16 protein-coding genes are annotated in these 17,039 nt (G+C 71.0%); 6 read left to right on the top strand and 10 right to left on the bottom strand.

Annotated elements, in window-relative coordinates; translation table 11 throughout:
- Positions 1–19 precede the first annotated feature (19 nt).
- The 4 genes from ACYVMZ_RS18870 to ACYVMZ_RS18855 form a co-directional block, all read right to left on the bottom strand.
- Entirely contained in the window at positions 20–2,188 is a 2,169-nt protein-coding gene (locus ACYVMZ_RS18870; RefSeq protein ID WP_461081044.1) for a SpoIIE family protein phosphatase, read from the bottom strand.
- 285 nt (positions 2,189–2,473) lie between these two features.
- Positions 2,474–3,166, bottom strand: a complete 693-nt coding sequence (fomD, locus tag ACYVMZ_RS18865; RefSeq protein WP_461081042.1) for a cytidylyl-2-hydroxypropylphosphonate hydrolase — start codon at positions 3,164–3,166, stop codon at positions 2,474–2,476.
- Between the two features lie 84 nt (positions 3,167–3,250).
- Complete coding sequence (locus ACYVMZ_RS18860) at positions 3,251–4,639, bottom strand: class II fumarate hydratase (RefSeq protein ID WP_461081040.1); 1,389 nt, start codon at positions 4,637–4,639, stop codon at positions 3,251–3,253.
- A 232-nt stretch (positions 4,640–4,871) separates the two neighbouring features.
- Positions 4,872–6,557, bottom strand: a complete 1,686-nt coding sequence (locus tag ACYVMZ_RS18855; RefSeq protein ID WP_461081038.1) for a fumarate hydratase — start codon at positions 6,555–6,557, stop codon at positions 4,872–4,874.
- A gap of 165 nt (positions 6,558–6,722) precedes the next feature.
- Here ACYVMZ_RS18855 and ACYVMZ_RS18850 point away from each other — a divergent pair, with 165 nt between their 5' ends.
- Positions 6,723–7,394 carry a DUF1707 SHOCT-like domain-containing protein gene (locus ACYVMZ_RS18850; RefSeq protein WP_461081036.1) on the top strand — a complete coding sequence of 224 codons (672 nt, stop codon included), beginning with the start codon at positions 6,723–6,725 and terminating at the stop codon, positions 7,392–7,394.
- 163 nt (positions 7,395–7,557) lie between these two features.
- Positions 7,558–7,935: a WhiB family transcriptional regulator gene (locus ACYVMZ_RS18845; protein WP_461081034.1), complete on the top strand. Its 378-nt coding sequence runs from the start codon at positions 7,558–7,560 to the stop codon at positions 7,933–7,935.
- A 95-nt stretch (positions 7,936–8,030) separates the two neighbouring features.
- Here the strand turns inward: ACYVMZ_RS18845 and glpX are convergent, their stop codons facing one another.
- Positions 8,031–9,065 (bottom strand): class II fructose-bisphosphatase, encoded by a 1,035-nt coding sequence (gene glpX / locus ACYVMZ_RS18840; RefSeq protein WP_461081032.1) that lies wholly within the window; start codon positions 9,063–9,065, stop codon positions 8,031–8,033.
- A gap of 126 nt (positions 9,066–9,191) precedes the next feature.
- On the opposite strand from glpX, the gene ACYVMZ_RS18835 reads away from it, so the two are divergent.
- Positions 9,192–9,716, top strand: a complete 525-nt coding sequence (locus ACYVMZ_RS18835; RefSeq protein ID WP_461081030.1) for a DUF4245 domain-containing protein — start codon at positions 9,192–9,194, stop codon at positions 9,714–9,716.
- A gap of 76 nt (positions 9,717–9,792) precedes the next feature.
- On the opposite strand, the gene ACYVMZ_RS18830 is transcribed toward ACYVMZ_RS18835, so the two are convergent.
- The 3 genes from ACYVMZ_RS18830 to xseA all read right to left on the bottom strand — a co-directional run bounded on the left by ACYVMZ_RS18830 (position 9,793) and on the right by xseA (position 12,069).
- Entirely contained in the window at positions 9,793–10,383 is a 591-nt protein-coding gene (locus ACYVMZ_RS18830; RefSeq protein WP_461081028.1) for a malonic semialdehyde reductase, read from the bottom strand.
- A gap of 177 nt (positions 10,384–10,560) precedes the next feature.
- Complete coding sequence (locus tag ACYVMZ_RS18825; protein ID WP_461081026.1) at positions 10,561–10,851, bottom strand: exodeoxyribonuclease VII small subunit; 291 nt, start codon at positions 10,849–10,851, stop codon at positions 10,561–10,563.
- Between the two features lie 9 nt (positions 10,852–10,860).
- Positions 10,861–12,069, bottom strand: a complete 1,209-nt coding sequence (gene xseA, locus ACYVMZ_RS18820; RefSeq protein ID WP_461081024.1) for an exodeoxyribonuclease VII large subunit — start codon at positions 12,067–12,069, stop codon at positions 10,861–10,863.
- Between the two features lie 109 nt (positions 12,070–12,178).
- Between xseA and ACYVMZ_RS18815 the strand changes: the two genes are divergently transcribed.
- Both ACYVMZ_RS18815 and ppgK read left to right on the top strand, forming a co-directional pair.
- Positions 12,179–13,204 carry a 4-hydroxy-3-methylbut-2-enyl diphosphate reductase gene (locus ACYVMZ_RS18815; RefSeq protein ID WP_461081022.1) on the top strand — a complete coding sequence of 342 codons (1,026 nt, stop codon included), beginning with the start codon at positions 12,179–12,181 and terminating at the stop codon, positions 13,202–13,204.
- A 57-nt stretch (positions 13,205–13,261) separates the two neighbouring features.
- Complete coding sequence (ppgK, locus tag ACYVMZ_RS18810; protein ID WP_461081020.1) at positions 13,262–14,020, top strand: polyphosphate--glucose phosphotransferase; 759 nt, start codon at positions 13,262–13,264, stop codon at positions 14,018–14,020.
- A 21-nt stretch (positions 14,021–14,041) separates the two neighbouring features.
- On the opposite strand, the gene ACYVMZ_RS18805 is transcribed toward ppgK, so the two are convergent.
- Positions 14,042–14,638: a DUF6542 domain-containing protein gene (locus ACYVMZ_RS18805; protein ID WP_461081018.1), complete on the bottom strand. Its 597-nt coding sequence runs from the start codon at positions 14,636–14,638 to the stop codon at positions 14,042–14,044.
- A 188-nt stretch (positions 14,639–14,826) separates the two neighbouring features.
- Between ACYVMZ_RS18805 and ychF the strand changes: the two genes are divergently transcribed.
- Entirely contained in the window at positions 14,827–15,915 is a 1,089-nt protein-coding gene (gene ychF / locus ACYVMZ_RS18800) for a redox-regulated ATPase YchF (RefSeq protein ID WP_461081016.1), read from the top strand.
- Between the two features lie 221 nt (positions 15,916–16,136).
- Here ychF and ACYVMZ_RS18795 read toward each other — a convergent pair whose 3' ends face one another.
- Positions 16,137–16,964 carry a glutaminyl-peptide cyclotransferase gene (locus ACYVMZ_RS18795; RefSeq protein ID WP_461081014.1) on the bottom strand — a complete coding sequence of 276 codons (828 nt, stop codon included), beginning with the start codon at positions 16,962–16,964 and terminating at the stop codon, positions 16,137–16,139.
- Positions 16,965–17,039 lie beyond the last annotated feature (75 nt).

The following is a 17,039-nucleotide window of genomic DNA, read 5'->3' as shown; positions in this document are numbered from 1 at the left end:
ATGTCGTGTAACGGGGGTGTCATGTGCGGTTCAGCTCGAACCACACCACCTTCCCGGTGCTCAGCCGGGTGGCCCCCCACCGCCGAGCCAGCCGGTTCACCAGGTACAGCCCACGCCCGCCCTCGTCCGTCGCCCGGGCCTGCCGCAGCCGCGGCAGCTGCGGCACGTCGTCGCCGACCTCGCAGCGCAGTACGTCGGTGCGCAGCAGACGGAGCGTGACCGGCCGGGTCGCGTACCGCACCGCGTTGGTCACCACCTCGCTGACCAGCAGCTCCACCGAGTCGGTGAGGTCCTCCATGCCCCAGCGGGCGAGCGCCCTGCGGGCCAGGCGACGGGCCCGCCCGGGGGCGGCGTCCTCCGGCTCCAGGAACCAGTACGCCACGTCGCTCGGCGCGATCCCGTCGAAGCGGGCGGCGAGCAGCGCGATGTCGTCGTCCCGGTCGCCCGGGCCGAGCATGTCGAGGACCTCGTCGCACAGGGCTTCCAGGGGCGGCGGATGGTCGGGGCCGGTGAGCTGCGCGGTCGCGGCGAGCTTCTCGCGCAGCTGCTCTATGCCGGTCCACACATCCCTCAGACGCGACTCGACCAGGCCGTCGGTGTAGAGCAGGAGCGTCGCCCCGGCGGGCGCGTCCAGCTCCACCGCCTCGAAGTCGACGCCGCCGACGCCGATCGGGGCGCCCGCGGGCACGCGCAGCACCTCGGCCCGGCCGCCCAGGTGCAGCAGGATGGGCGGCGGGTGGCCGGCGTTGGCGATGGTGATGCGGTGCGAGACCGGGTCGTAGACCGCGTACAGGCAGGTCGCCATGCGGTCCACGCCGAGCCGCTGGGCCTGCTCGTCGAGGTGGTGCAGGACCTCCTGCGGCGGCAGGTCGAGCCCGGCCAGGGTCTGGGCCGTCGTCCGCAGCTGGCCCATGATCGCGGCCGAGGTCATGGAGTGGCCCATGACGTCGCCGACGACCAGGGCGACCCGGCTGCCGGGCAGCGGGATCGCGTCGTACCAGTCGCCGCCGACCCGCGCGGTCTCCGCGGCCGGCAGATAGCGGGACGCCAGCCGCACGCCCGTCGGGCGGGGCAGGGTCTCGGGCAGCATGGTGCGCTGCAACTCGTCCGCGATGTACGCCTCACGGCCGTACAGCACGGCCTTGTCGATGCCGAGGGCGCTGTGCGTGGCGAGCTGGGCGGCGACCAGCAGGTCGTCGGCCTCGAAGGGGATGCGCTCCGGGCGGCGCAGGAACAGCGCCGCGCCGATCACCCGGCGCCGGCCGCGCAGCGGGGCCAGGATCGCGCGCTGTCCGCCGGGCACGGCGAACTCGCCGCCGTCCCCGAGGAGTTCGGGCAGCGCGGCCCGCGCGGCGGGGGCGTCCGTGAAAACGGGCCGCACGCCCCGCAGCACCTCGGCGAGCGCGCTGCCGGGCCGCACCTCGCACAGCTCGCCGCCGACCGAGTCCAGCTCGGACGGCTCCGGCTGGACCGCCGGCATGAAGCCGTTCTCGGTGTCGCGCTCGGCCGGGATCCGGTCCGTGCGGCGCAGCCGCAGCACCAGCGGACCGGTGGGCCGCTCGTCGCCGACCGGCAGCGGGTCGCGCAGATAGACCAGGATCGCGTCGGAGAAGGTCGGCACGGTGGCCCGGCACAGCCCCATCACGATCTCGTCGAGGTCGATGCCGCGGGCGATCCGCCGGGTCGCGGCGCCCACGAACCTCAGCCGGTCCCCGTCCCGCCGCATGGGCGTCGGCCGGCCGGGCGGCAGCACCTGGCCGGTGCGCCGCTCCTGCCCGTCGGGGCTCTGCGCCGGCTGGTCGGGCTCGCCGGCCGGCTGCACCGGAATGCCCTCGGGCACCGGCCGCGGCCGATGGATGTCGGGCTCGGCGGTCTGCTCGGCACCCGACTGGGAGTGCTCGGAGCCGGGGTCGCTCGCGGGGTTCATACCGTCCATGCCCTTGTCGCGGGGTCCGGCCGTACCCGGCGCGGCGGAGCTCTGCGTGGTCGTACCCGTCGTGCCCGGAGACGTCGTCGTGCCGGGACCGGTGCTCTCGCCGCCGGAGCGGGCCTGTGCCGGTAAGGCGGACGCGCCGGGCGCGTGCATCGGCGTCGAGGTACGCACGAGTGCCCCGCGGAGATCCGCGGGGTCGACGCCCGGCTGGGGGCGCTCGAAGGTCGGCTGCTCCGTCACGCGTGTCGAATCCATCCGTCCGGGGCTGCGTCTGCGCGCGGCGCGTGCAGTTCGTCCCGCCGAAACTCCGATACCCGGAATACGTGCCCCAGGAACGGAATTCCCGCGTGGTCAGAGGTTGTTCCTGTGCAATCGGCGGACCTCTCGCGGTCTGTACCGGTATTGCCCTCGTGCCCCTCGCTCACGTCCTGCCGCCCCTCGGTGACGATCGGTCAGCCCAGCGCGGGCTCCGGTAGTTGCCGCCGCGCGCCCTCGCGGAGGACGATCCTACGTTTCTTGCCCGGGGGCGCAGCAAGGGTCTCATGAGGACACACGCGCGGGCGTTCGATCCCAGTCCTCCGGCAGTGACGGTACCGCCCAGGACGGGTCGGGGCGCCAGTGCTGCCAGCCGTCCGAGAACGGCGGGCCCCAGGCGCGGATCACCTCCACCGCGGCACGCCCCGCCGCCCGCACCCGTTCCGCCTGCCGGTCGTCCATCAGCCCGTCCCGCTGGGCCTGCGTGAACTCGTCCTCGTCCCGCCAGTGCCAACTGCCGTCGGGGTGCACGGAGATGTCCAGGAAGTGGTCCTCGGAGTCGACCCCGCCCTCCCAACGGTCCAGCGGCTCCTCGAGGTTCACGTACCAGTTCTTGAACCGCCAGCCCGGCTCCCAGAACAGCCACACCGACCACGGCTCACCCGGCCGCGCCAGCTTCAGCACACCCGTGCCGAACCACCGGTCGCGCTGCACGGTCCGCGGCTTGGTGTAGCGGGACCGCAGCGGCTCCAGATGCACGGGAGTTCCGTCGGCGAGCACCGGCTTCACACACTCGGTGCCGGGGGCCATCCACACGGCGAGCAGCTCTTCGTCGTCCCGAACGACGGTAACGGGGCGCGCGATGTGGAAACGCGCGCCGCCGTTCTCCCGGTACCGCCACAGGATCGGTGTCCCCGGCGCCCAGAAGCCCGCCGCACCACCCGTTTCCACGCGTCTCACCGCTCCACCGTCTGCCATGCACAGATATTAGGTGCCATGGGCATACGACGCTGCGGCGCGTGTCACGGTTCACGCGCGGGCGTGACCAGGGGGCGCGACCTTTTACGGGTGGGTCATCCGCAGGACATCCAGCGCCTCGTCGAGCTGCGCCTCGGTGAGGTCGCCGCGCTCGACGTACCCGCTCTCGACGACGACCTGACGGATCGTCTTGCGCTCGGCCAGCGCCTTCTTGGCGACCTTCGCGGCCTCCTCGTAGCCGATGTACTTGTTGAGCGGCGTGACGACGGACGGTGACGACTCGGCGTACTCGCGGGCCCGTTCCCGGTTGGCGGTGATGCCGTCGACGGTGCGGTCGGCCAGCAGCCGGGAGGCGTTGGCGAGCAGCCGGATGGACTCCAGCACGTTCTTCGCGATGACCGGCAGCATCACGTTGAGCTCGAAGTTGCCGGCGGCCCCGGCGGTGGCGACGGTCGCGTCGTTGCCGACGACCTGCGCGCAGACCATGAGCACGGCTTCCGGAATGACCGGATTGACTTTGCCGGGCATGATCGACGACCCCGGCTGGAGGTCGGGCAGGTTGATCTCGGCGAGCCCGGTCCGCGGCCCGGAGGACATCCACCGCAGATCGTTCGCGATCTTCGTCAGCCCGACGGCGATGGTCCGCAGCTGCCCGCTGGTCTCGACGATGCCGTCCCGGGCGCCCTGCGCCTCGAAGTGGTTGCGGGCCTCGGTGAGCGGCAGCCCGGTGGCGCGGGCGACCTCCTCGATGACGGCGGCGGAGAAACCGGGCGGGGTGTTGATGCCGGTGCCGACGGCCGTGCCGCCGAGGGGCAGCTCGGCGAGCCGGGGGAGGGAGGCCTGGAGCCGCTCGACGCCGTACCGCACCTGGGCGGCGTACCCGCCGAACTCCTGCCCCAGCGTCACGGGTGTGGCGTCCATGAGATGCGTACGCCCCGACTTCACGACGTCGGCGAACTCCTCCGCCTTGCGCTCCAGTGAGGCCGCGAGGTGCTCCAGGGCCGGGACGAGGTCGCGGGTGACGGCGGCGGTGGCGGCGATGTGGATGGAGGACGGGAAGACGTCGTTGGAGGACTGCGAGGCGTTGACGTGGTCGTTGGGATGCACGTCGCGGCCCAGCCGCTCACTGGCCAGCGTGGCGACGACCTCGTTGGTGTTCATGTTGGACGAGGTCCCGGACCCCGTCTGGAACACGTCGACGGGGAAGTGCTCGTCCCACTTCCCCTCGGCGACCTCCCGGGCCGCCTCCTGAATCGCCTCGGCGATGTCCTTGTCGAGCACCCCGAGCCGCGCGTTCACCTTGGCCGCGGCGCCCTTGATCCGGGCCAGCGCCTCGATGTGCGCGCGTTCGATGCGCTGCCCCGAGATGGGGAAGTTCTCGACGGCGCGCTGCGTCTGCGCCCGCCACTTGGCGTCCGCCGGGACGCGTACCTCGCCCATGGAGTCGTGCTCGATGCGGTATTCGTCGCTCATACCGGCTACAGCGATCGAGGTGGCGTGGATGTTCCGGGCCTCGGCCGAACGGGGCCGCCGGCCCGTGGTGCCGGGATGAGACGTGGGGCGGTACGAGGCGGCGGGGGCGAGAACAACCCCCGCCGCACCCGGCGTACTACGCCGGCCCCGGGCCCGCACCGGTTGCGATCCCCGGTGCCGGCCCCGGCCCCGCACCGGTTGCGGTCCCCGGCTGCCTTCGGCAGCCGCCAGGTCAGGACGAGCGCACCGGAATGCTCGTGAAGGTCGGCTGCGGCGCCGGGTCCTGGAAGAAGTCGTTGCCCTTGTCGTCGACGACGATGAACGCCGGAAAGTCCTCGACCTCGATCTTCCAGACGGCCTCCATGCCGAGCTCCTCGTACTCGACGACCTCGACCTTCTTGATGCAGTCCTGGGCGAGGCGGGCCGCCGGGCCGCCGATGGAGCCCAGGTAGAAGCCGCCGTGCGCGGCACACGCGTCCGTGACCTGCTTGCTGCGGTTGCCCTTGGCGAGCATGACCTTGGAGCCGCCCGCCGCCTGGAACTGCTCCACGTAGGAGTCCATGCGGCCGGCCGTGGTCGGGCCGAAGGAACCGGAGGCGTACCCCTCGGGAGTCTTGGCCGGACCGGCGTAGTACACCGGGTGGTCCTTCAGGTACTGCGGCATCTCCTCGCCCGCGTCCAGCCGCTCCTTGATCTTGGCGTGCGCGATGTCACGGGCGACGACCAGCGGACCGGTGAGCGACAGCCGGGTCTTGACCGGGTACTTGGTCAGCTCGGCGAGGATGGCCTCCATCGGCTGGTTGAGGTCGATCCGGACGACGTCGCCCTCCGACTCCAGGTGCTCGTCCGTCGTGTCCGGCAGGAACCGCGCCGGGTCCTTCTCCAGCTGCTCCAGGAAGACGCCCTCGGGCGTGATCTTCGCCAGCGCCTGGCGGTCGGCGGAGCAGGACACCGCGATCGCGACCGGGCAGGACGCGCCGTGCCGGGGAAGCCGGACCACCCGCACGTCGTGGCAGAAGTACTTGCCGCCGAACTGCGCCCCGATCCCGATCTTCTGCGTCAGCTCGAAGACCTTCTCCTCCAGCTCCTTGTCCCGGAAGCCGTGCCCGAGCGGCGAGCCCTCCGCCGGAATCTCGTCCAGGTAGTGCGCGGAGGCGTACTTCGCGGTCTTCAGCGCGTACTCGGCGCTCGTACCGCCGACGACGATCGCGAGGTGGTACGGCGGGCAGGCGGCCGTACCCAGCGAACGGATCTTCTCCTCCAGGAACTTCATCATGGAGGCCTCGTTCAGGACGGCCTTCGTCTCCTGGTACAGGAACGACTTGTTGGCGGAGCCGCCGCCCTTCGCCATGAACAGGAACTTGTAGGCGCCACCGTCGGTCGCGTACAGCTCGATCTGCGCGGGGAGGTTGGAGCCGGTGTTCTTCTCCTCCCACATCGTCAGCGGGGCCATCTGCGAGTAGCGCAGGTTGAGCTTGGTGTAGGCGTCGAAGATGCCGCGCGACAGGTGCTTCTCGTCCTCGCCCTCGGTGAGGACGTTCTGCCCGCGCTTGCCCATGACGATCGCCGTACCTGTGTCCTGGCACATGGGGAGCACGCCCGCCGCCGCGATGTTCGCGTTCTTCAGCAGGTCCAGGGCGACGAACTTGTCGTTGGCGCTCGCCTCGGGGTCGTCGATGATGCGCCGCAGCTGCGCGAGGTGGGCCGGGCGCAGGTAGTGCTGGATGTCGTGGATGGCCTCCTCGGCCAGCTTGCGCAGCGCCTCCGGCTCCACCTTCAGGAACGTCCGCCCGTCCGGTCCCTCGACCGTGGAGACACCCTCGGAGGTCACCAGCCGGTAGGGGGTGGTGTCCTCTCCCATGGGGAGCAGATCGGTGTACGCAAACGCAGGGCGGGTTGGGGGGGAACTAGTCGGCATCTCGCCCATTCCTCACTCGACAGACGGCCGCTGGCCTCCATTGGCAGCGCCCACCAGCGTAGAACCCGCCTCCGACGGCGAGCTTGTGAGGTAAGGCTCAGTTCGTTCCCCACGGCTTGTCCACAGCCCTAGTCGCGATCTATCGCGTTTGGGTACGCTGCTGCCGTGGACCTTCAGAAGCACACCGAACTGCGCGCCTCGGACGCCGACCGCGACCGCGTCGCCGACATCCTGCGTGAGGCCATCGCGGAGGGCCGCCTCACCGCGGACGAGCACGCCGAGCGGGTCGAGGGGGTGTTGAACGCCAAGACGGTCGGCGAGCTGGACGTCTTCATACGGGACCTGCCCGTCGCCCACCGGCAGCGCATCGCCCCGGCGCACGCCCCGGCCCCGTACCGGCCCACGGCCGGCGCGATCCCGGTGTACCCCGACGACAACGTGGTCGCGGTCTTCAGCGCCGCCGTCCGCAAGGGCCGCCGGCGCACCGGGCGCCGCATCCACGCGTACGCGATCTTCGGCAGTGTGGAGATCGACCTCAGCGAGGCGCTCTTCGACCACCAGCAGGTCGTGGTCAAGGCGGTCTCGGTCTTCGGCAACGTCGAGGTCCGCGTCCCGGAGAATGTGTCGCTGCGCGGCATGGGCGGCGGCGTGCTCGGCAACTTCGAGGTGGACACGCTCGATTCGGCCGACGCCGAAGCCCCCGTGGTCTACGTGGACGGCTGGGCCGTGCTCGGCAACGTCGAGGCGCGGGCCAAGCGCGGCAAGGTCGTGGCGGACATCCTCGATCGCGTGCAGCACAAGGTGGACAAGAGTTTGCGCAAACACATGGACCGTTGACGGTTGTGAAGCGGACCGGGTTCGCAGCGGGCAGGTCGGGCGACGGCGGCGCACGGTTCCCCCGGGGGTCCAGCGGTTCGGAACTCAGTGCATAGGCGCGCGTACAGCGGGTAGGCCTTGCTGCATCGTCTCTCGCTCGCGAAGCCGTCGTCAGGAGTAGACCGTGCTGCAACCGCCGCATTCGTCCCTGCAGGTAGCTGCCGTTCCGGCCCAGCGGGTGCCAGCGCGAGACAGGGACCAAGACGCCCCGTGGCACACCGAGGCGGTGTGCCGCCGCGACGAGGCCGGCCTGTTCTTCGCACCCTCCAAAGAACCCACCGCCGCCCGGCTCTCCCGCGAGGAGGCCGCGAAGCGGGTCTGCGCACGGTGTCCGGTGATGGTCGAGTGCCGCGAGCACGCGCTGCTCCAGCCCGAGCCGTACGGCGTCTGGGGCGGCCTGACGGCCGCCGAACGCCGCGTGGTCCTGGCCCGGCGCCGCCGCCGCGAACTGGAACTGAAGAAGGCGGCCCGGGCAGCCGACCGCATAGCGGCGGCCGGCTAGGACGTACGTCGAAGGGCGCCCCCTCCGCACCGGGGGCGCCCTTTCAACGCCGGTGAGCGCGTCAGTCCACGGTCGCGCGGACCCGCTCGGCGGAGTTACTTGGCCTTGTCGAAGTCGATCGCGCTGTACGCCCGCAGCTTGCTCAGCCGGTGCTCGGAGTCGATCCGGCGGACCGTGCCCGACCTGGACCGCATGACGATCGAGGAGGTCGTGGCGGTCTCGGACCGGTAGCGCACCCCGCGCAGCAGCTCGCCGTCGGTGATGCCGGTCGCCGCGAAGAACACGTTGTCGCCGGCGACCAGGTCGTCGGTGGTCAGGACGCGGTCGAGGTCGTGCCCCGCGTCGATCGCCCGCTGCCGCTCCTCGTCGTCCTTCGGCCACAGTTTGCCCTGGATGGTGCCGCCCAGGCACTTCACGGCACAGGCCGAGATGATGCCCTCGGGGGTGCCGCCGATGCCGAGCAGCAGGTCGATGCCGGTGCCCTCGCGCAGCGCCAGGATGGAGCCGGCGACGTCGCCGTCCGAGATCAGCTTGATGCGGGCGCCGGTCTCCCGGATCTCCTTGATGAGGTCCTCGTGCCGGGGCCGGTCGAGGATCACCACGGTGACGTCCTCGGGCGTGGACCGCTTGGCCTTGGCGACGCGGCGGATGTTCACGGACACCGGCGCGGTGATGTCGACGAAGTCGGCGGCCTCCGGCCCGGTGACCAGCTTGTCCATGTAGAACACGGCCGACGGGTCGAACATCGAGCCCCGCTCGGCGGCGGCCAGCACCGCGATCGCGTTCGTCATGCCCTTGGCGGTCAGCGTGGTGCCGTCGATCGGATCGACGGCGATGTCGCACTCGGGACCGGTCCCGTCGCCGACGCGCTCCCCGTTGAAGAGCATCGGGGCCTCGTCCTTCTCGCCCTCCCCGATGACGACGACGCCGTTCATCGAGACGGTCGACACGAGGGTCCGCATGGCGCGCACCGCGGCACCGTCGGCGCCGTTCTTGTCCCCGCGCCCCACCCAGCGGCCCGCGGCCATCGCCGCGGCTTCGGTCACCCGGACCAGCTCCAGGGCGAGGTTGCGGTCGGGAGCCTCGGAGGGCACATCCAGTTCGGACGGCAAGTGATGATGCTCGGTCATCGGAGCGCACCTTTCTGTACGACGACGGCCGGATGAGGGTGTTGTCGCCGACTCTATCGTCAGGCAGACAAAATGAGCAGGGGCCCCCACGGATGAGCACTCCGGGGACCTGCGACGATAGGGGGCGTGGCAGGTACGAACGGCATGCAGAAGTCGGCCCGGGACATGGTCCTCTCCCTGGCTGTCATCCTGCTCGCGGCGGGGGTGATCTACCTCTTCATCCCGCACGACGACCGCGAGCCCGAGCTCAAGAGGGTCGACTACCGCGTGGAGCTCCTCACGGCGCGGCGCGCCGCGCCGTACCCGGTCGCCGCGCCCGAGGGCCTGCCGCAGAGCTGGAAGGCGACCTCCGTCCGCTTCCAGGGCGACGACTTCGACTCCTGGCACCTGGGCTTCCACAGCCCCGAGGGGCAGTACGTGGCGATCGAGCAGTCCACCGAGAAGCCGGCCGTCTTCATCGACGAGGCGAGCCAGGGCGCGCAGGAGACCAAGGTCACCCAGAAGGTCGACGGCCGGACGTGGCAGCGCTACGAGGGCGACCGGTACGACGCGCTGGTGCTCCAGGGCACCGAGGGCTCGACCACGGTCGTGACGGGCTCGGCGTCGTTCGCGGAACTGACGCGCATGGCCGAGGCGCTGAAGATGGAGTGAGGCCCGTACGCCCGTACGCACAGGACGGCGAAAGGCCCCCGGCGGTGTGCCGGGGGCCTTTTCCTGTCCGCGTGTCTCAGACGGTGGTGACGACCTGGTCGTACGCCAGGCGCGGCGAGCGCGGGTACCAGGCGTCCGGGCCCGGCCGGCCGATGTTGACGACCATCAGTGGGGTGTGGTCGTCGTCCAGGAACTCCTTGCGGACGCCCTCGAGGTCGACGCCCGTCATCGGGCCGGCGGCCAGGCCCGCGGCGCGGACGCCGATGATGAAGTACGCGGCCTGGAGGGCGGCGTTGAGCGCGGCGGCGTTCTCGCGTGCCGGACGCTCGGCGAAGAAGACGTCCTTGGCCTGCGGGAAGTGCGGGAAGAGGTGCGGCAGCTCCTCGTGGAACTCGTTGTCCGCGGAGAGGATCGCGACCAGCGGGGCGGTGGCCGTCTTGGCCTGGTTGCTCTCGGCCATGTGCTTCACCAGACGCTCACGGGCCTCGGGGGAGCGGACCAGGGTGATGCGCAGCGGGGTCTGGTTGAAGGCGGTCGGACCGTACTTGACCAGGTCGTAGATCGCCTGCACCTGCTCGTCGGTCACCGGCTCGTCGGTGAAGGTGTTCGCGGTACGGGCCTCGCGGAACAGCAGGTCCTGGGCGGCGGGGTCAAGAACGAGGGACATGGGTGAACTTTCTCGCGATGTCGTTCCGGAAGATCGGCTGACGGCACCGACGCTACGCGATGGAAGTTCAACGTTCAATTAAAAGGGGAGGGGGTGATCCGCTTCACAGCGCAGGCGAGAACCACCAGCACAGGCGAGAACCACAGCACCGGTGAGCACCACAGCACCGGCGGGCAACTACTCGGCGCCCCCGGCCTCCCCTTCCTTCTCGGCCTCCTCGGCCTCCTCCGCCAGGGCCGCGTCCAGCCGGGCCCGCGCCCCCTCCAGCCAGCGCCGGCAGACCTTGGCCAGCTCCTCGCCGCGCTCCCACAGCGCCAGGGACTCCTCGAGCGTCGTACCGCCCGCCTCCAGGCGCCGTACGACCTCGATCAGCTCGTCCCGGGCCTGCTCGTAGCCGAGCGCCTCGGGCGCGCCCGCGGTCTGCGCGGTCTCCGCGCTCTCCGCGCTCTCCTCAACGTTGCTGGTCATCCACCCACCCTATGCGTCGACTCGTACCGTGAACTCACCCTCGGACACCCGCGCGCGCAGCGCTTCCCCGGCCTGCACCTCGTCCGGGGCGCGCACCGCGTGCCCGTCGGACCGTTGCAGCACGGCGTACCCGCGTTTCAGGGTCGCGGCGGGGGAGAGGGCCACCACGCGCGCGTGCGTGTGCGTCAGCTCGGAGTCGGCGCGGTCGAGCTGATGCCGCAGGCAGCGCTGGCCCCGCTCCAGCAGCGCCGCCACCTCGTCGGCCCGCACGTCGATCATCCGGTGCGGATCCTCTATCGAGGGCCGGGCGAGCGCGTGGGCGAGCCCGCGCTCCTCCCGCTCGATCAGCGCCTGGACGCACCGCCGCGCACGGTCCCGCAGCAGCCGCACGCGCTCGTACTCCTCGCCCACGTCCGGGACGACCTTCTTGGCCGCGTCGGTCGGCGTCGAGGCGCGCAGGTCGGCCACGTAGTCCAGCAGCGGGTTGTCGGGCTCGTGCCCGATGGCGGACACGACGGGCGTACGGCAGGCCGCGACCGCGCGGATGAGCTGCTCGTCGGAGAACGGCAGCAGATCCTCCACGCTCCCGCCGCCCCGCGCCACGATGATCACGTCCACGTCGTCGATCGCGTCGAGGTCCTTCACGGCCTGCACGACCTGCGGCACGGCGTGCACCCCCTGCACGGCCACGTTGCGCACTTCGAAGCGGACGGCGGGCCAGCGGTGCCGGGCGTTCTCCAGGACGTCCCGCTCGGCGGCGGAGGCCCGCCCGCAGACCAGCCCGACGAGCTGCGGAAGGAACGGCAGCGGCTTCTTCCGCTCCGGGGCGAACAACCCCTCCCTGGCCAGCGCCTTCTTCAGCTGCTCCAGCCGCGCGAGCAGCTCCCCGACCCCGACGGGCCTTATCTCGGCGGCCCGCAACGACAGCTGCCCGCGCGGGGCGTACCACTCGGGCTTGGCGAGTACGACGACCCGGGCGCCCTCGCTGACGACATCCGCGACGGCGTCGAACACCTGCCGGTAGCAGGTGACGCTCACGGAGATGTCGTACGACGGATCCCGCAATGTCAGAAACACGACCCCGGCCCCCGGCCGCCGCGACAACTGCGTGATCTGCCCCTCGACCCACACCGCCCCGAGCCGGTCGATCCACCCGCCGATGAGCCGTGACACCTCACCGACGGGCAGCGGGGATTCGGGAGACGTGTTGACAGCCATGCCGCGAGGGTAGCGGCCGGTACCGACAACACCGTGCGCAGCCGGATGCGGTGAAAGGCCTGTGACCGCACCCGGACGCGATCTTCGACCCGCCTGACGCGGCCTTACGATGGGGGGCATGACTGCTTCGCCTGGCCGCCGTGTCCTGCTCGCCGCCCCCCGGGGCTACTGCGCGGGTGTGGACCGCGCCGTGATCGCCGTCGAGAAAGCCCTGGAGCAGTACGGGGCTCCCGTCTACGTCCGGCACGAGATCGTCCACAACAAGTACGTCGTGCAGACCCTGGAGAAGAAGGGCGCCATCTTCGTCGAGCGGACGGAAGAGGTCCCGCCGGGCAACATCGTGATGTTCTCGGCGCACGGCGTGGCCCCCGTCGTGCACGAGGAGGCCAAGCGCGGCCGGCTCGCCACCATCGACGCCACCTGCCCGCTCGTCACCAAGGTCCACAAGGAAGCCGTGCGGTTCGCCCAGGAGGACTACGACATCCTCCTGATCGGGCACGAGGGCCACGAGGAGGTCATCGGCACCTCCGGCGAGGCCCCCGATCACATCCAGCTCGTCGACGGCCCGGGCGATGTCGACAAGGTCGAGGTCCGCGACCCGTCCAAGGTCGTCTGGCTGTCCCAGACCACGCTGTCCGTCGACGAGACGATGGAGACCGTCGACGCGCTGAAGGAGAAGTTCCCGCAGCTGATCTCCCCGCCCAGCGACGACATCTGCTACGCCACGCAGAACCGTCAGCTCGCGGTGAAGCAGATGGGCGCCGAGGCGGACCTGGTGATCGTGGTCGGCTCCCGGAACTCCTCCAACTCCAAGCGGCTGGTCGAGGTCGCCAAGCTGGCGGGCGCCCGCGAGGCGTACCTGGTGGACTTCGCCGACGAGATCGACGAGGCCTGGCTGGAGGGCGCGTCGACGGTGGGCGTCACCTCCGGCGCCTCCGTTCCCGAGGTGCTCGTCGAGCAGGTGCTGGAGTGGCTCGCCCGGCGCGGCTTCGAGGACGTGGAGATCGTCAAGGCGGCCGAGGAGTCCATCACCTTCTCCCTGCCGAAGGAGCTGCGCCGCGACCTGCGCGAGGAGGCGGCGTCGCTGGTGGCGCAGCGCGGCGGGGCCGGATCCGGTGAGGATTCCGGGGAGTGATCAGGCGGGAACGGCCCCCCGGCCGTGACTGTCAGTCCTACGCCGTAACGTAGGGCCATGCAGATCTTCGGCGTGGACATCGGTGGATCCGGGATCAAGGGCGCCCCGGTGGACCTGGACAGGGGCGACCTGGCGGCGGAGCGCTTCAAGGTGCTCACGCCGATCCCGGCCACGCCCGACGCGGTGGCCGACGGCGTGAAGCAGGTCGTCGAGCACTTCGGCTGGACCGGGCCGGTCGGGATCACGTTCCCGGGCGTGGTCACCGGCGGCGCCACGATCCGTACGGCGGCCAACGTCGACAAGGGCTGGATCGACACAGACGCGCGCGTGCTGCTCGGCGAACGGCTGGGCGGCCTGCCGGTGACGGTGCTCAACGACGCGGACGCGGCGGGCGTCGCCGAGATGCACTTCGGCGCCGGCCGGGACCGCAAGGGCACGGTCATCCTGCTGACCTTCGGCACGGGCATCGGCAGCGCCCTGTTCGTCGACGGCGTCCTCGTCCCCAACACCGAGCTGGGCCACCTGGAGCTGGACGGGCACGACGCGGAGAAGCGCGCCTCCAGCAAGGCCCGCGAGGACCACGACCTGACGTGGGAGCACTGGGCGGCGCACCGCGTGCAGAAGTACCTCGCCCACGTCGAGATGCTGTTCTCCCCGGAGCTGTTCATCATCGGCGGCGGCGTCAGCCGCAAGGCCCACAAGTTCCTGCCCCACATCCACGGCATCAAGGCGGAGATCGTCCCGGCGCAGCTGCGGAACAACGCGGGGATCGTGGGAGCGGCGATGCGGGCGGCGACTCAGAGCGAACCGGGTTAGAACCGTCGGGTTGGAACCGGGTCAGCGGACGGGGCGGCCGGGTCCGGGGATCCTCCTGCGGCTGTTCATCCGGACCCTGCGGACCAGCACGATCAGTCCCGCGACCAGAGTGCCCCCGTACAGCCACCCCGCCTGCGTGGCGAGCGCGGTGAACAGCCCCATCAGCCGGCTCCCGGTCCCCCCGTCGCCGTCGGCCACCGGCACCAGCCCCACCGCGAAGGCGATCGGCACCACGACAGGCGCGGTCAGCAGATCCCCCCTGCGCATCCACAACGCGGTCAGCGCGCACACCGGCAGGAACAGCACGCCGTACACGATCGGCGACGCCCCGAACAGCGCCGCGTCGAGGCACCCGAGCAGGACCATCACCACACCACAGAACAGCCCGCCGCCCAGCCCCGTGAGCCGGGGGTTCGGCATCCGCCGTACCGCCGGGGGAGCGGTGCGCCGCACCGGTGCCGGACGTCGCTGGGCCATGCCCCGGGCCGCCGCGCCGGACGGCCGGGCGGACCGCACCGCACCACCGCCCGCCCCCCGCCCCGCCTGCGGGGGCAACGGCGGCCTCGGGCTGTCGCTTCGTAGTCCGTGCTGCGCGGGTCGCGTCCTTTGTTGCTCCATTGGACCAACTTAGGTCGGTTTATGTGCCGAATAGGCCGTCTGACACGCCGGGGCCCGATCTTGGCCAGGCGTTCGATACGCCGCCGGGCCGCGACGGGGCACGCCGTAGACTGGTGGATCGGCCCACGCAGCCCAGTCGGCCGGTCCTCGTCCGCCAGTCCTCATCCTCACGTACGGGAAGTCGCAACGTGTCGCTCACGATCGGAATCGTCGGTCTGCCGAATGTCGGCAAGTCGACCCTGTTCAACGCCCTGACCAAGAACGACGTGCTGGCGGCCAACTACCCGTTCGCCACCATCGAGCCCAACGTCGGCGTCGTGGGCGTGCCCGACGCCCGGCTCGCCAAGCTGGCCGAGATCTTCAAGTCGGAGCGGATCCTCCCGGCGACGGTCGACTTCGTCGACATCGCGGGCATCGTGCGCGGCGCCTCCGAGGGCGAGGGCCTGGGCAACAAGTTCCTGGCGAACATCCGCGAGTCCGACGCCATCTGCCAGGTCATCCGAGCCTTCAAGGACGAGAACGTCGTCCACGTCGACGGCAAGGTCTCGCCCAAGGACGACATCGAGACGATCAACACCGAGCTGATCCTGGCGGACCTCCAGACGATCGAGAAGGTCCTGCCGCGCCTCCAGAAGGAGTCGCGGATCAAGAAGGACGTCGCCCCGAAGGTCAAGGCGGTCGAGGAGGCCAAGGAGATCCTGGAGAAGGGCGACACGCTCTTCGGCCACGGCATCGTCCAGGGCAGCGAGCGCGCGGAACTCCTCCACGACCTGCACCTGCTGACGACGAAGCCCTTCCTCTACGTCTTCAACGTCGACGAGGACGAGCTGGTCGACGAGGACTTCAAGAACGAGCAGCGCGCCCTGGTCGCCCCCGCCGAGGCGATCTTCCTCAACGCCAAGCTGGAGTCGGACCTCGCCGAGCTCTCCGACGAGGAGGCCCTCGAACTCCTGGAGTCCGTCGGCCAGCACGAGCCCGGCCTCGCCACCCTCGCCCGCGTCGGCTTCGACACCCTCGGCCTGCAGACGTACCTGACGGCCGGCCCGAAGGAATCCCGCGCCTGGACCATCAAGAAGGGCGCCACCGCCCCCGAGGCCGCCGGTGTCATCCACACCGACTTCCAGAAGGGCTTCATCAAGGCGGAGGTCATCTCCTTCGACGACCTGGTGGCGGCGGGCTCGGTCGCGGAGGCCCGCGCCAAGGGCAAGGCGCGTATGGAGGGCAAGGACTACGTCATGCAGGACGGGGACGTCGTGGAGTTCCGCTTCAACGTCTAGCGGGCGCCTTGGCACCACGTCCCTGATCTGACGAACACGCAGGTCAGGAGGGGCCCGGCTCTTCGAGGTCGGGCCCGCACCACCGGCCGCCCGGGTGGGCACATTGCCAGGACCTGGGCGTTCACCGGATGCGCGCCTGCCACCCCTGGGCGCCGGCCGCCCCCGCCCTGATCCGTGCCCGGCCCTTCCGCGCGTCCCTGCCGACCGGACCGGAGACCGGATCACCTGGCGACGAAGACCACTCGGAACATCTTCGGCCACCATTTGCCGGTGAGCAGGAACTCATCGGTGCCGGGGACGGCGGCGATGCCGTTCAGCACCTCGGCGTGCTGCTGCTCCTTCGAGGTCAACAGCCCTGACGCGTCGATCTGAGCGGTCACCGCGCCGGTGACCGTGTCGACGCGCACGATCCGGTGGGAGGGCCAGACATTGGCGTACACACTGTCGCCCACGCATTCCAGCTCGTTGAGCCGCGGCACCGGACGGCCGTGGAGGGTGACGAGGAGTTCACCGGTCGCGGCCAGCGTCCGCGGGTCCCGGAAGGTCAGCCGGGCGGACCCGTCACTGGTGACCAGTCGCCCGCGCCCCGGCTGGTGGCATACCCCCCAGCCCTCCTGCGCGTAGGGGAGACGACGCAGCTCGGCCAGGGTCCGGGCGTCCCGTTCGATCGCGATGTGGTCCCGCCAGGTCAACTGCCACAGCGTCCGTCCGAGGACGGTGATCCCCTCCCCGAACAGCGGCGCCGGCAGGTCGACGCGGACGGTGGGAGGCCGGCCGGGCGGGCCCAGACGGATCGACGACTCGCCGGCCAGGCCCGTACCTTCGTAGAGCGTTCGCCCGGCCATCTCCAGGCCCTGCGTGTAGGCCTTCGGGTCATGGGGCAGGACGTCGAGGACCCTGACCCCGAGTTGCTCGACCCGCCCTGCGGCAGACCCGGCCGCGGCCCGCGTTCGCACCGGTGAGCGGCCGTCAGCCTCACACGAGGTGAGCACCATCGCGCCCGCCAGGGCCGCGGCCGCGATGGCCGGGAGCGCCAGGAGCGCACGCATCCGCGCGGACCGGGCCATCGGCCCGCAGACGCGAACCGCCGCGCCGGATCCCCGGCGCCCGCGAACGCCGGGCCG

The organism is Streptomyces deserti, from assembly GCF_054782695.1.
This window is presented reverse-complemented; position numbering and strand designations above follow the sequence as displayed.

Excerpts from the sequence above, each read along its gene's own strand:
- ACYVMZ_RS18870 (WP_461081044.1), bottom strand. The coding sequence starts at position 2,188 with ATGGATTCGACACGCGTGACGGAGCAGCCGACCTTCGAGCGCCCCCAG.
- fomD (WP_461081042.1), bottom strand. The coding sequence starts at position 3,166 with ATGGCAGACGGTGGAGCGGTGAGACGCGTGGAAACGGGTGGTGCGGCG.
- ACYVMZ_RS18860 (WP_461081040.1), bottom strand. The coding sequence starts at position 4,639 with ATGAGCGACGAATACCGCATCGAGCACGACTCCATGGGCGAGGTACGC.
- ACYVMZ_RS18855 (WP_461081038.1), bottom strand. The coding sequence starts at position 6,557 with ATGCCGACTAGTTCCCCCCCAACCCGCCCTGCGTTTGCGTACACCGAT.
- glpX (WP_461081032.1), bottom strand. The coding sequence starts at position 9,065 with ATGACCGAGCATCATCACTTGCCGTCCGAACTGGATGTGCCCTCCGAG.
- ACYVMZ_RS18830 (WP_461081028.1), bottom strand. The coding sequence starts at position 10,383 with ATGTCCCTCGTTCTTGACCCCGCCGCCCAGGACCTGCTGTTCCGCGAG.
- ACYVMZ_RS18825 (WP_461081026.1), bottom strand. The coding sequence starts at position 10,851 with ATGACCAGCAACGTTGAGGAGAGCGCGGAGAGCGCGGAGACCGCGCAG.
- xseA (WP_461081024.1), bottom strand. The coding sequence starts at position 12,069 with ATGGCTGTCAACACGTCTCCCGAATCCCCGCTGCCCGTCGGTGAGGTG.
- ACYVMZ_RS18815 (WP_461081022.1), top strand. The coding sequence starts at position 12,179 with ATGGGGGGCATGACTGCTTCGCCTGGCCGCCGTGTCCTGCTCGCCGCC.
- ppgK (WP_461081020.1), top strand. The coding sequence starts at position 13,262 with ATGCAGATCTTCGGCGTGGACATCGGTGGATCCGGGATCAAGGGCGCC.
- ACYVMZ_RS18805 (WP_461081018.1), bottom strand. The coding sequence starts at position 14,638 with ATGGAGCAACAAAGGACGCGACCCGCGCAGCACGGACTACGAAGCGAC.
- ACYVMZ_RS18795 (WP_461081014.1), bottom strand. The coding sequence starts at position 16,964 with ATGCGTGCGCTCCTGGCGCTCCCGGCCATCGCGGCCGCGGCCCTGGCG.